This window comes from Pseudohongiella sp., assembly GCF_011050365.1.
In the GTDB taxonomy this organism is placed as follows: Bacteria; Pseudomonadota; Gammaproteobacteria; order Pseudomonadales; family Pseudohongiellaceae; genus Pseudohongiella.
Window position 1 is genome coordinate 1 of record NZ_DRFV01000013.1, and the last position, 12112, is coordinate 12112.

At 51.5% G+C, this 12112-nt stretch carries 13 protein-coding genes; 6 read left to right on the forward strand and 7 right to left on the reverse strand.

The features are described 5' to 3' along the window. Positions 1-121: 121 nt before the first annotated feature. Both ENH71_RS11195 and hmpA read right to left on the reverse strand, forming a co-directional pair. The gene (locus tag ENH71_RS11195; RefSeq protein WP_294130251.1) at positions 122-1273 is read right to left on the reverse strand and encodes an NnrS family protein; all 1152 of its coding nucleotides are present in this window, start codon (positions 1271-1273) and stop codon (positions 122-124) included. A 64-nt stretch (positions 1274-1337) separates the two neighbouring features. After that, positions 1338-2624: an NO-inducible flavohemoprotein gene (hmpA, locus tag ENH71_RS11200; RefSeq protein ID WP_294130252.1), complete on the reverse strand. Its 1287-nt coding sequence runs from the start codon at positions 2622-2624 to the stop codon at positions 1338-1340. A 100-nt stretch (positions 2625-2724) separates the two neighbouring features. Between hmpA and ENH71_RS11205 the strand changes: the two genes are divergently transcribed. Beyond that, positions 2725-3183, forward strand: a complete 459-nt coding sequence (locus ENH71_RS11205) for an Rrf2 family transcriptional regulator (RefSeq protein WP_294130253.1) — start codon at positions 2725-2727, stop codon at positions 3181-3183. 313 nt (positions 3184-3496) lie between these two features. Here ENH71_RS11205 and ENH71_RS11210 read toward each other — a convergent pair whose 3' ends face one another. Continuing rightward, positions 3497-3919, reverse strand: a complete 423-nt coding sequence (locus tag ENH71_RS11210) for a GreA/GreB family elongation factor (RefSeq protein ID WP_294130254.1) — start codon at positions 3917-3919, stop codon at positions 3497-3499. Positions 3920-4238: 319 nt separating this feature from the next. Here ENH71_RS11210 and rnk point away from each other — a divergent pair, with 319 nt between their 5' ends. Then, entirely contained in the window at positions 4239-4646 is a 408-nt protein-coding gene (gene rnk, locus ENH71_RS11215; protein ID WP_294130256.1) for a nucleoside diphosphate kinase regulator, read from the forward strand. 331 nt (positions 4647-4977) lie between these two features. On the opposite strand, the gene ENH71_RS11220 is transcribed toward rnk, so the two are convergent. Genes ENH71_RS11220 through ENH71_RS11230 form a run of 3 tightly spaced genes read right to left on the reverse strand, consistent with a single transcriptional unit; the run spans position 4978 to position 6423 of the window. Next, positions 4978-5193: a tautomerase family protein gene (locus tag ENH71_RS11220; protein WP_317622343.1), complete on the reverse strand. Its 216-nt coding sequence runs from the start codon at positions 5191-5193 to the stop codon at positions 4978-4980. Beyond that, entirely contained in the window at positions 5190-6005 is an 816-nt protein-coding gene (locus ENH71_RS11225) for a DODA-type extradiol aromatic ring-opening family dioxygenase (protein ID WP_294130261.1), read from the reverse strand. The genes ENH71_RS11220 and ENH71_RS11225 overlap by 4 nt, the downstream gene beginning before the upstream one ends. 34 nt (positions 6006-6039) lie before the next feature. Further along, complete coding sequence (locus ENH71_RS11230) at positions 6040-6423, reverse strand: DoxX family protein (protein WP_317622345.1); 384 nt, start codon at positions 6421-6423, stop codon at positions 6040-6042. 171 nt (positions 6424-6594) lie between these two features. Here ENH71_RS11230 and ENH71_RS11235 point away from each other — a divergent pair, with 171 nt between their 5' ends. The 3 genes from ENH71_RS11235 (at position 6595) to ENH71_RS11245 (ending at position 9507) form a co-directional block, all read left to right on the forward strand. Next, on the forward strand, positions 6595-7533 hold the full coding sequence (locus ENH71_RS11235; protein WP_294130262.1) for a LysR family transcriptional regulator: 939 nt from the start codon (positions 6595-6597) through the stop codon (positions 7531-7533). A gap of 115 nt (positions 7534-7648) precedes the next feature. Then, a complete protein-coding gene (locus tag ENH71_RS11240) occupies positions 7649-7858 on the forward strand; it encodes an EAL domain-containing protein (RefSeq protein ID WP_294130263.1) in 210 nt (69 codons plus the stop codon). A gap of 824 nt (positions 7859-8682) precedes the next feature. Beyond that, on the forward strand, positions 8683-9507 hold the full coding sequence (locus tag ENH71_RS11245) for a cation efflux transmembrane domain-containing protein (protein WP_317622344.1): 825 nt from the start codon (positions 8683-8685) through the stop codon (positions 9505-9507). 40 nt (positions 9508-9547) lie between these two features. Here the strand turns inward: ENH71_RS11245 and ENH71_RS11250 are convergent, their stop codons facing one another. Further along, positions 9548-11509, reverse strand: a complete 1962-nt coding sequence (locus tag ENH71_RS11250) for a TonB-dependent receptor plug domain-containing protein (RefSeq protein ID WP_294130264.1) — start codon at positions 11507-11509, stop codon at positions 9548-9550. A 163-nt stretch (positions 11510-11672) separates the two neighbouring features. Between ENH71_RS11250 and ENH71_RS11255 the strand changes: the two genes are divergently transcribed. Then, positions 11673-12104 (forward strand): Cd(II)/Pb(II)-responsive transcriptional regulator, encoded by a 432-nt coding sequence (locus tag ENH71_RS11255; RefSeq protein WP_070116083.1) that lies wholly within the window; start codon positions 11673-11675, stop codon positions 12102-12104. The last annotated feature ends 8 nt before the right edge of the window (positions 12105-12112 follow it).

A 12112-nucleotide genomic window follows, 5' to 3' on the forward strand; every position in this document is an offset into this window, starting at 1 on the left:
AGATTAATGACGGGCCGCCCAATACCAGCAATGTAACCAGGACGAGCACCATCACTGACATCACGGCATAGACTAGCAGGCTCGATAAGCGGTGAAGATTTGGGTGCATACAAGACTCCAACTATTTTGCAGGTCCGATCAGAATGGGTACATAACGAACAGCAAAACACAGCAGTGCCAATACCCAAAGCCCAGTGGCCATCTCAAGCCAAAGTTGCCCGCCAGCGGTTGCAGCGACGATACGCGTTAAAGCAGCAAGGCTGAGCAGCACGATTGCACTCGTTAACAGGTAATGACTCTTTAAAGCACGACCAGTATGACCCAGCGCTGCCCGAGCACCGACACTGACAATCATACTGGTGATGGCCCCTATGGTCAGAGCATGCACGGCGGCGCTGACAGACATACCCCCGGCCAGCGACAGCGTCCACAAAAGAATGCCCGTTACCAGCCAGGCGTAGGACAAATGCATCATCCACACGAGCGGATCAGACAGAGTGAGCCAGAATTTCCAGCGCAGCAAACGCCATGCCTGTGCTGCAAAGCAGCTCAAACCCAAAAAAACAGTCACAGTATTCGACCACTGAAACAGGATGCCTGTCACAAACACTACCAGCAAACCAATCGCTAGCTGATCAACCCTGCCAAAGGGCTCTGGCAAACTGGATGGGGGCAACACCTCACCAACTGCCGCTCTTTGACGCAACCAGTTGCCGGTAAAAGCCGGAATGATGCGCCCGCCGATCACATTGATCAATAACACGACCAACCATAGCTGAGCCCACAATACACGCTGAAGATCGAGAGCGGGCAGTAGTCGTAATTCTCCGGCATGAAACAGCAGGTCACTCAGGCTGAGTGCGACCACCACTGCGAGAACCTTATAGTTACGTTTGTTGCGCGCACTGAACAGTTCCCGTGCCACGAGCACACACAGCAATAGCCAGAAAAACCCATCGGCCATGGCGCTCAGCGTGGGCGCCAATATCGCCAGCCTGCCGGCGAGCCAAAAAGTTACCAGGATCGCCAACGGCCAGCCGGCGACTGGCGGACGGGACGTCCAATTGGCCACTGCAGTCAATACGAATCCCGCGATTGCGGCAGCCATAAGCCCCATCATCATGTCATGCGCATGCCAGTGTACTGGCGATCTGGACCAGTCAAGCACCAGGTTCCCGCTCCAGATCAAAATCCACAGGATGATTGCTGACATGCTATAGATGACGCCCAGCAGAAAAAACGGGCGGAATGCATAGGAAAACAATCTATCCATAATCTTTTTCACTTTATGCCCATCCTTTTCATCTCATTCGACTCGGCCCGTCAGACACGCCCCATCAGGCATGCATAGGACAACGGGCCTCCACACGCCTTTCTTGAGGCGTCTCGTCAAATGCGCCCTTGTCCAGCGCCTGGCGTGGACCAAAGAACTCGAAATGCACCTGCATCGGAGGAATTCCCCACGTCAGCAGCTGGTGGTAAATGTTGACCATGAACGCCTGCGGACCACAGAAATAGTAGTCTGCATCGCGCTGGGGGATGAGTGATTCAATAAGCTCTGCGTCTACCAGTCCGGTGCTCGATGAGTGCGAATGAACCGTCTCAGGATTGATCGGCGCATTGTAACGGTAGTGCACTTTCAGATTCGGGTATTGTGAGCTCAACGCATCTATTGTTGCGCGGAACGCCTGGACCTGTTCATCCTCGACACCATGGATAAAGACGATCTCACGCCCTGGCATCGTCTCAAGAACGCTGAGAAGCATGCTCATGAGAGGCGTAACACCCACACCAGCCGCCAAAAGAACGAGAGGTCGTTCGTGTTTTTCCGTGACGTCGAGGAAGAATTCACCGCAAGGCGCTGACACTTCCAGTTCCGAGCCAACCACCAGTTTTGCGTGCAACAGGTTGGAAACGTAACCATCCGGATTGCCAGCGCCAATTCCGGTTTCCCGTTTTACGCTGATACGAAAGTGATCCTGACCTGGCTTGTCGGAGAGGCTGTAATTACGCATGGTAGTGTAACCGTCCGGCCCTTCTACCCGGAGTGTGATGTACTGCCCTGGTTTGAATTCCGGCAGCTTTCCCCCGTCGACCGGCGCCAGGTAGAAAGAAGTAATAACACTGCTCTCGACCTCTTTTCGCGCGATCCGGAAGGTCCGGAACCCCACCCAGCCCCCTGCGACCTCGGCATGTTCGCTGTAGATCTGCTGTTCCCGGCCAATCAGGACGTCAGCGAGGAAGCCGTAAGCCTCAGCCCAAGCGTCAATCACCGCATCCGTGGCACCTTCACCCAACACCTCTGAAATCGACGCCAGCAGGTTTTCACCTACGATTGGATAATGCTCGGGCCGAATTTGCAGGGAAACATGCTTTTGCGCGATCAGTTCGACCGCACCGCCCAGCGCCTCCAGATTGTCAATATTGGCCGCATAGGCACAGATTGCGCCTGCCAGGGCTTTTTGCTGAAGCCCTGCCGCCTGATTGGCGGGATTGAATAATGGTGCGACTTCAGGGTTATGTGAGAACATCCTTTCATAGAAGTGGCGAGTCAGGGTTTCTCCATGTTCTTCAAGAATCGGAGCAGTGGATTTAACAACCTTGATAGTTTCTTCGCGTAACATTACGGATCCTTTTTTACAAAAATGCTTTAATATGTATTCTTGGTACATGTTATTATTGCCGGACTTGCCCGCTATTGCAAGTCTCATTTGAGGATGATTCATGCAACTGACGACGTTTACCGACTATGGCCTGCGCGCGCTCATGTATCTTGCCGCCGAGCCGGACAGGCTATGCAGTGTTCGCGAACTCGCCGAACACTACGGCATTTCCCGCAATCATCTGGTTAAAGTTGTGCACAAGCTCAGTCAGTTGGGTTATATCGCCAGCACCAAGGGAAAAGGTGGAGGAATCCGGCTGGCCCGGGATCCAGCTGAACTCAAGCTTGGCGACATGATCAGGAGCCTTGAACCCAATATGAATATCGTCGAATGTTTCGATAAGGACACCAATACCTGCAAGGTCACTAATACCTGCCAGCTCAAACACTTTCTTTACGATGCCAATCAGGCCTTTATCGAGTCACTCAACCAACATACGCTGGCCGATGCCGTCCCCAACAAGTCTTTGTTCCTGAAACCCCTCAGGCCGGATTCCATTTTACCACTCAAGATTTCCTAGAAAACACAAGATAATTGTATGCTCAATAAAAAAGGGGGAATCCAACTGGATCCCCCCTTTATATTATCGGAAAACCGATTTGTTAGTTTTTTTATCGCGCTTCTCTTTCCGCTTTTCTTTCAGTGTTTTTGAGGCTTGTTTTTTTGCCTTTTCCTTACTCATATTCCCACCCAAAGTATATGGTGAAGGGTATCTGAATCAGCTGGCCGCAGTATGCTGACATCGGCTACCGTTTTTCAGCAGCTACGCTGCTTCCATTCCAAGTTTGCGGCATCGAAATACTGCATGGCGAGCAACCTCCTTTCGACCCTCTTCAGGACTGTCGGTCAATTGACATGATGCGGAACTTGTTCAGGCGATTGCCCAGGGAAACGATAAAAATATCACCTTCCTGCCGACCGAATAGCGCTGCGCCCAAAGGCGAAAGAACGCTGATCTTGCCACATGAAGGATCACTATTGTCAGGCAATGTAACTTCCAGATCCAGCTCTGATGAATCAAGAATATCCTTCAGTGCAACTTGCGCGCCGATCCGCACCCAACGGCCGGGCGGATGAGCGTCGAGCACATATCTGTCCTGCAACCTTTCAAGCAGACAGATAAGCTCTGCTCTATCAAGCATCATTGATTCGCCGGAGCTTTTCCCGCTAATGAAATCCGAAATCTTTGAAATAAAACGATATATACTGGCGATTTTTTCGCCATTAATAACTTCTCCGCGCACACCTAACTCCAAGAACATTATTCCCGTACATATTCACAAATTTTTGTTTACTAAATAACCCGGGGGCAGCTGTATCGCCACACCCGGTTAAGTGAGGAAGGTCGGATGAAATATGTTGCTAGAGAAAAAAACTGTCTTCACGAGACTGGCGCCGTTTGATAGAGGTTGGCCAAGTATATATCTTCTAAATATATTAACAAGCTAAGCTGGATTACTTGCTGACGTATCTGTCACTCTGCTTTTTGCCTACCTTCCTTTCTGAAATTCCACTATAATTGCGCCAGCCCAATTAAAACCTTCAAGCAGTCCTACCTGACTGACAGGATCATATATGAAGCCCGAAGTAATAATCTCATCTCTGGATGCTGAGCGGCTCGAAAATATTATTGCATCGTTGCCGCCAAAGTCGTTTCCTGGAAAAGATGCGCTGGAGGCCGAACTCGACCGGGCGACGATTGTCGAGCCGAAGGATGTACCCTCAACGGTAGTCACCATGAACTCCAAAGTACGGTTTGAGGTCGAATCCTCCCGAGAGGAGTTTTGCCTGACACTTGTCTACCCCAAGGATACCGATGCCTCTGGTGAGAAAATTTCAATTTTTGCGCCCGTGGGTAGCGCTCTGCTTGGTTTACGTCAGGGCGACCAGATCGAGTGGCCCAAACCGGGTGGGGGTGTGCTGCGGGTTCGAATCAAGGAAGTTCTCTATCAACCGGAACGCGCGGGCGACTTCCACCGGTAGTTAAACGGAGCAACCTGTCTACTCGACGGCATCCTCGCAGGTTCAGACACCTCATAATGCCTATGATCAAGCTTTTTTCTGAAGAGCGAACGTAGTCGAGATAGAAAGCGTTTGCATTTGGGCGCGGTGGTGGCAATGCTGATTTCATTTAACCAAAAACAAAAATGCCCTGCTCTTTTGAGCAGGACATTTGCCGTTTGGCGCACCCGAAGTGATTCAAACTGCCGAGCATGTGGTTCGAACCCCTACTGCAAACGCTATATGTGCTTTTATTAACTGTACCAGCGTGTCCGTTGCGTGATTTTGCACTATAAACCACAACAATGCCCATCTAAACCCGCAAAAGTCCCGCAAGGACTTTGTGTATATTACGACGAGGGAAATTAAAATTCCTGACCATACTTTCCGTAATTTCTTTGGCAACGGCTTTCTTGGCGGTTGTCTCTTTACCTTCAAACCAACTGACTCTGACGACTGGCATAATGTTCTCCAATAATAAATAAATGTAGAAGTGAATTTTCCTGCTGTGCCTCTGACCGACCGTCATCCCCCAAACATGAAAGCTGACTGCATACTGCCGATGACACGATCCTGAAACACCTGATGACCGATATCATCGCCAGCGGCGCCAGCGACCACATGTAGCGGCAACAGGTGCTCCTCGCGCGGATGCGACGCCCGCCCGCCCGGAGCTTCGGCCCATTCAATCAGGCGTTGCTCACGAATATCCGCGGGCATGCCAACGGTCTCCGACAGCCACGCGTCAAAACGTACCGAATCCGAATCCGGATCCGCACCCGTATCCTCGAAACGAAAGCGTTGCATGTTATGAAAGCTCATGCCGCTGCCGATGATCAGCACGCCTTCCCGGCGCAACGGCACCAGGGCCCGGCCCACGGCCAGGTGCTCCGCCGGGCTCAACCCGCTTTTAAGTGAAAGCTGTACGATGGGCACGTCGGCATCGGGGAATGCCAATTTCATCGGGATGAAGACGCCGTGATCCAAACCACGGGTATGATCCGCCTCGTTGCTGATGCCGGCGGCATCCAGCAATGCCTGCACCCGTGCAGCGAGTTCGGATGATCCGGGGGCCGCGTATTCCAGATCATAGGTGTGGGGCGGAAACCCGGAATAATCGTAGAGAAGCGGCGGTGCCGCCTGCGCATTCACCGTGAAAGGAGAGGCCTCCCAATGCCCGGATATCAGCAAAAGCGCCTTGGGCTGCGTGCCAATCAGTTCAGGTACACTTCGCAGCCACGTTGCCATCTTCGACCACGTGTCCGCTGGCGTCCAGTCCATGAAGAAACAGGGACCGGCGCCGTGTGGCACAAAAAGTGTGGGCAATGTTTGAGTGGTCATATACTTAATCTCCTGGTGTTGACGGGGTGACGAGCTAGAACCGCATGCTCAGATGACGGTCCAGTGAATATTCGCCACCACCGCGCAGCATGAGCGCTACGGCGAACACAAACCACATCAGCGGGTACTCAAAACCGCCATTGGTCCAGAAAATGCCATTCGGCAGGTGGACACTGACCGCCACTGCCAGCAGAGCAGCAACCGCAGCAGCAGCGGGCCTAGTCAGCAGTCCGAACACCAGCGCAAGTCCGCCAAAGAATTCGACCAGCCCGGCCAACAGAGCAAACAGGTAGCCTGGCTGCAGTCCCAGCGTATCACCGAAATACATGCCCGTGCCGGATAGTCCATAGCCACCGAACCAGCCAAATAGCTTCTGCGCGCCATGCGGCATCAGGAGCAGCCCGGTGGTTATCCGCATGAGCGGGTAGGCGAGCACGCCGACCTTGTCGGCAAGGTGCGGTGTGATTATGCGGGGATCTGTTATAGCGGTCATCATGAAGCTCCTGTGTTAATAAAGTGACTTGTGGTTGGAACAGGAGGCATAATGCGGTAGTTTCCACTTTAACGTAAGATGGCAGGATTGGAACTCATGGTTTATGAAATGGAAACCCTAGGAGGTGCAATTGAAGATGTGCGGGCGTTTTGCGCGGTTGTGGAATTCGGCACCGTCACCGCCGCAGCCCGGCAACTTAGTGAAACCAAAGGAAGCATTAGCCGCCGCCTATCCCGCCTGGAAAGTCGCCTAGGCGCCACGCTACTCGCTCGAACCCCCAGAGCAGTCACGCCAACGGAAGAAGGAACTGCGTTTTATGCCAAGGCCAGCGAAGCACTTAGATGGCTGGATGATGCCACAGAGGGCGCCCGTCAGTCACAAGATGTTCTTAGCGGGCACCTGCGCGTGACCGCACCCGTCGATGTGGGCATGGATGTCTTGCCCAATCTTGTTGTGCAATTCCGCAAATTGCACCCGCAAATTAATGTGGAACTTTTGATTACAGACACTTCTCTCGATCTCGCCGCCAATAGAATCGACCTGGCACTAAGGGCAAGCGTAGAGGCCCTGCCGGACATGGGTTATCGGGCGTCAAAGATAACGGACTTTCATATCGGGCTGTACGCCGCGCCGGAGTACCTCGCGGCTAATGGGAATGACCCGGACGTGCCCTCAGCGCTTACTGAATACGGTTGGGTGCTCTCACGACAACCCCCTGGAGCCGCGCAATTACTGCTGACGGACAAACGAGGTCGGTCGGCACAGGTCGTTGCGCATCCAATTATCCGCACCAGCGATTATGCCAGCTTGCTCCGTGTGGTTCTTGCGGGCGGAGGCATTGGGCCCATCCCAAGTATGATAGCAGCCACTTCCGTAGCCTCGGGCGCCTTGGTTCCCATCCTCGCCGAATGGAGCGTTGCCAGAGGCACGCTGTATGCAATCAGCCTGGGCGGGCGCGATGCACCTGCGCGTGTGCGGGTCTTCCGGGAGTATGTGCGGACAGCGCTGTGTGCTGGTCAAGTAGTTCAGAAATAACCGTCCAACCATCACACCATGGCAGCGGTTTCCTGCCGCCATGGTGTGGCAGTAGTTCACTAATGGCGCTGGCCTTGTGTGTTGGCAGTCTGGCCAGTATCAGGACGCAAACTGCATGAGCCTGGTCTCAACAATTATCTCACTGGCACATAATCTGGGATTGGGTGTCATTGCTGAAGGCGTGGAAACCGATGAGCAGAGTCGGATGTTGCGCCTGCGTCGATGTAACCAGGCGCAAAGCTACTTCTACGGCAGATCGGTTCCAGACCATGAGATAGAGAAACTGCTGACGAACGATCATCTGCCGATAACGGTGGGCGGCTGAAAGCGCCAATGATTGCGCAACGCTGTTTAGGGTTCAACCCCGATTTTACATAAACGCTGTCTTGTCGGGCGGGGAGATCACCTTTCCTGGAAATAACTGACCGACGCCCGGTCTGCGAGAAACGCGATGTACATATCAGGGGGTGAGGAGCAGCTGTGGAACTCTCACCATTCAGGCAACGATATCCCTTTCTCAGCAGTGCTCGAAATCGGATTCAAGGTTTGTTTGCGATGCGAGAAATCGTGTAACTTGTCACAGGCTAAGAAAAAGCGAAATTCAAAAATACAAGATGTGCGAGGTTGGATCATCGCGACGGCAACGTCACATAATTCAAGTCTGGAGAGTAATGAGATTATAAATGCCGTTACTTACCCGCGTGAGAAAAAGTCCCGCAAAGTCCCGCACTGACAATTACAAAACTGTGAGCTGCCGCCCAGGCAACGACAAAAAGTCATTGTTTTTGATAAGAAATTTGGCGCACCCGGAGAGATTCGAACTCCCGACCAAGTGGTTCGAAGCCCCTATTGCAAGCGCTATATGATTGTTTTTATTAACTTTAATAGTGCGTCCGTTGCGTGATTTTGCACTATAAAGCACAACAATGCACAACCAAACCCGCAAAAGTCCCGCAAGGACTTAGCGCAGAATACGGGGAAGAGGCACTAGCCCGAAAATATACTGAAAACCTTGTCTGTGGCCAAAGCTAGGCATAACACTTGACTTAGGAAGCCTAGTTGACACTTAGTGCATTAGGAATCAATCTGATCAATGTCTCGATTGCGAGATAGAATAGAAATTAGTGGCAAAAACAGGGTTTCTTTCAAGTGACAGAAAACAAATTTGTCTGCGAGTTCAATCTTCCAAAAATGGACTGTGCCGCTGAAGAGCAGATGGTTCGAATGGCGCTTGCGCATATTGAACCACCACCGACTCTTATTTTTGATCTAAGAAATCGCAGCCTTCGAATAGTCCATAGTGGCAAACTATCTGACATTCAGCCACGACTTGAAGCATTACGCCTGGGTGCAAAATTGCAATCAGTGCGTGAACTTAGCGAAGATGAACTGACTCAGACCATGAAGCAGTCAGATGTAGATCATGCGCGCGAATCGTCCGCACTCAAATGGTTGTTAGCTATCAACGGGACTATGTTTGCTCTTGAGTTGATAGCCGGCTGGATAGCGCAATCTACCGGCTTGATCGCCGATTCCTTAGATATGTTCGCAGATGCCGCAGTTTACGGGCTGGCACTGTATGCAGTGGGGCGCGCCAGCAGCTTGAAGTTACGTGCAGCCCATCTGGCGGGGCTTTTACAGATGCTGCTCGCGTTGAGCGTACTTGGTGAGGTCGTGCGACGATTCTTTTTGGGTAGTGAGCCTGTTTCTGGATTGATGATAAGCTTTGGGCTGCTAGCGCTTGCAGCCAACATCGCTTGTCTCATAATAATCCATCGCGAAAAAGACAGCGGCGCACATATGAAGGCCAGCTGGATTTTTTCGGCAAATGACGTTATCGCCAACGTTGGCGTCATTCTCGCCGGGGTGTTGGTGACCTGGACAGGATCAAGTTATCCAGACCTGGTGATTGGTTTTATTATTGGTGCCATTGTATTAAACGGTGCCTGGCGCATTCTTCAGCTTAAAAATTAGCACATTGGACATTTGTACATGCCTCTATGATGAACGCAACCTAGAACAACACTTTAATACCCCCATTCACAATAAAACCATCAAGCGGGGCATAAATATCCCTGAATTGAGGATTCGATAGGCTGCCGGTGTAGATAGTGTCGAACCGTGTTTGACGGGTATCACCAAAGTTTTCGAAATTAAGGAACAGCTTTACGCTTTCCGCCAAAGTCTTCTCTGTCATCACACCTGTGACCCAATAGCTTTTACCTCTGGCACCGTCGCTCAGACGCTGCGGTCCGTAGTAATAAGCTTCAAGTCCTATTCTGAAATCATCTTCGCGCTCATAGATCAGAACATTGTTGAGCCGGTGTTCTGACACCAGCGGCGCTCTGGATACCGTACCCGCATAGTGCTCGCGCACATTCGCGTGCGTATAACCCAGAAACAGCTTGAAGTCGCCGTATGTGGCTGTAACAGTGATCTCTACGCCCCGCGTATCGACATATCCATCGGGTTGCGTAAATTCAAGGTTATCTCCCTGCTCCTGCAACTCCAGTGGATCGTCCACGCGTGTGTAAAACAGCAGCGAATTTAGCGTAATAAGGTTACCGTTACTCTGGGGTATCCGATAGGTCACATCCATGTTGACACCTTTGGACTGCTCCTCATTCATCGAGCTGCGGTCCAACGGTAATACATTGCGGAACTGCACACTCTCTGCTTCTTCAATGAATAATGAAGGCAAACGATAGCCCAGACCACCACCAGCGCGAACAGTGATGTCAGTCGTCGGCTCGTACAAAAACGCGACACGCGGCAGAGTAATGGTACCGTGATCATCGTTGTGGTCTACACGAACGCCTGCTTCAATACTGACGGTGTCGGTCAGCGGTCGGGAGTTTTGAATGAATGCACCCAGCGTATACTGAGAGAAATCCTGATTAAAGCCCGGTACGGCGTCCTGTTGTTCAAATTCTTCAGTGATCAGGCTCAAGCCCGTTATCCATTCGGCAGCACCCTTCGGCAGCGCGTAGTGCAGCTCGCTGAAGCTTGATTTTTGTACCCCCGCAAATCCAAAGTCGGCCATTTCAAGCTCTCGATCAAAGTGTCCCAGACTGTTTCTGAAATTTAAAGTCCCCTCTCCCAGCGGGCGACTATATTCAAGCTGACTTGACAACCGCTTGGTACGATTGTCTTCGTAATAGGGCTCGGCGACCGGCCTGTCTTTGATGTAATCCATATTGCCGCCGAGGCGATCTTCCACAACGGCGGTAATGCCGATGCTCAGCTCGCTTGAATCATCCAGATAGAAAAATGCGCGCGGATTCAGCGTCCATCGCTCAAATTGAGGAATAGCTGACAAGCCGACATCCGACGGATCATAGGCAGTGTTTTCGTTCCATGAAGCGAAAAGTGTGGTACCTACCTTGTCGCTGCGCGAAGCGTGAAAAGCACTGGCATCGAGTCCACCCGCCGAGGTTCGATTTAGTAACATGCTGGTCTCTGGCTCGTAATCAGGCACTTTGGTGATCAGATTCACTAAACCCGCTATTGCGCCGCCTCCATACAAGGTAGAAGAGGAGCCCTTGATGACCTCAACTGCCTGCAGATCCAGAGGCGCGATCTGGAGCAACCCAAGTCCACCGGCAAAACCCGAATACAATGGCAAGCCATCGCGCAACATTTGTGTGTAGCGGCCGTCCAGCCCCTGGATACGGATACTCGAGTTAAATGTGGTCGCCGAAGTCTGTTGAACCTGAATGCCGGTGCTTTCATTCAACAACATCCTGATGTCACCAGGTTTCATGTTCACCTTTTCACCAAGCTCTTCACCCGAGATTAATTCCACTCGTGTTGGCAAATCTTCCAATGAACGACGGCTTCGGGTAGAGGTCACCAGGATTTCTTCGACTGCCTCTTCCTGGGTATCTTCATCATCATCAGATTGGCCATACGCATCAGGTTGAACGATACAAAATACTAATACTCCACACACTAACGGGGACCAAAAAGACTGCATGATAAGAGCTCCTTTATGAACTGCAATTTTGGCTGACATCTGAATCAATGATGGAGGAGTCAGCTTTGTAGAACGCCGCTTTGGTGGCAATGGCCGACATTTAAAACCCTGTAGCTACTCCAGGGTCAATAGGGTATTATCTGGAAAAATTATAGAGGTGAGCATGCGGATAGGACAGCTAAGCCAAGCAACTGGCATAGGGATTGAAACAATTCGCTACTATGAGAAAGTTGGGTTGCTGCCCGACCCTGCACGATTGCCGAATGGTTATCGCGATTATGGCCCTGGGCACCTGGACCGATTGGCATTCATTCGCCAATGCCGCTCTCTGGATATATCAATCGCTGATATAGCGCGTTTGCTCGATTTTCGACATGGTAGTCCAACAGATTGCGATGCGATCAATCAGCTGGTCGATGAACATCTGGCTCAGATTCGTACTCAAATTGTCAGCATGCGTGCGCTAGAGAGCCAGCTCATTGAGTTGCGTAAACGCTGTTCAAAAGGAAAGAGAACGCCTGATTGCGGTATTCTCAATGAATTGACAACCTCAGCCCGTGGCAAAATGGCAATCAAACGGTTCCCTTCACATTGACTAGCAAT

Bases quoted from the DNA above. Each gene is read 5' to 3' on its own strand.
- ENH71_RS11195 (WP_294130251.1), bottom strand. From the start codon at position 1,273: ATGGATAGATTGTTTTCCTATGCATTCCGCCCGTTTTTTCTGCTGGGC.
- hmpA (WP_294130252.1), bottom strand. From the start codon at position 2,624: ATGTTACGCGAAGAAACTATCAAGGTTGTTAAATCCACTGCTCCGATT.
- ENH71_RS11205 (WP_294130253.1), top strand. From the start codon at position 2,725: ATGCAACTGACGACGTTTACCGACTATGGCCTGCGCGCGCTCATGTAT.
- rnk (WP_294130256.1), top strand. From the start codon at position 4,239: ATGAAGCCCGAAGTAATAATCTCATCTCTGGATGCTGAGCGGCTCGAA.
- ENH71_RS11220 (WP_317622343.1), bottom strand. From the start codon at position 5,193: ATGACGGTCGGTCAGAGGCACAGCAGGAAAATTCACTTCTACATTTAT.
- ENH71_RS11225 (WP_294130261.1), bottom strand. From the start codon at position 6,005: ATGACCACTCAAACATTGCCCACACTTTTTGTGCCACACGGCGCCGGT.
- ENH71_RS11230 (WP_317622345.1), bottom strand. From the start codon at position 6,423: ATGCGGATAACCACCGGGCTGCTCCTGATGCCGCATGGCGCGCAGAAG.
- ENH71_RS11235 (WP_294130262.1), top strand. From the start codon at position 6,595: ATGGTTTATGAAATGGAAACCCTAGGAGGTGCAATTGAAGATGTGCGG.
- ENH71_RS11240 (WP_294130263.1), top strand. From the start codon at position 7,649: ATGAGCCTGGTCTCAACAATTATCTCACTGGCACATAATCTGGGATTG.
- ENH71_RS11250 (WP_294130264.1), bottom strand. From the start codon at position 11,509: ATGCAGTCTTTTTGGTCCCCGTTAGTGTGTGGAGTATTAGTATTTTGT.
- ENH71_RS11255 (WP_070116083.1), top strand. From the start codon at position 11,673: ATGCGGATAGGACAGCTAAGCCAAGCAACTGGCATAGGGATTGAAACA.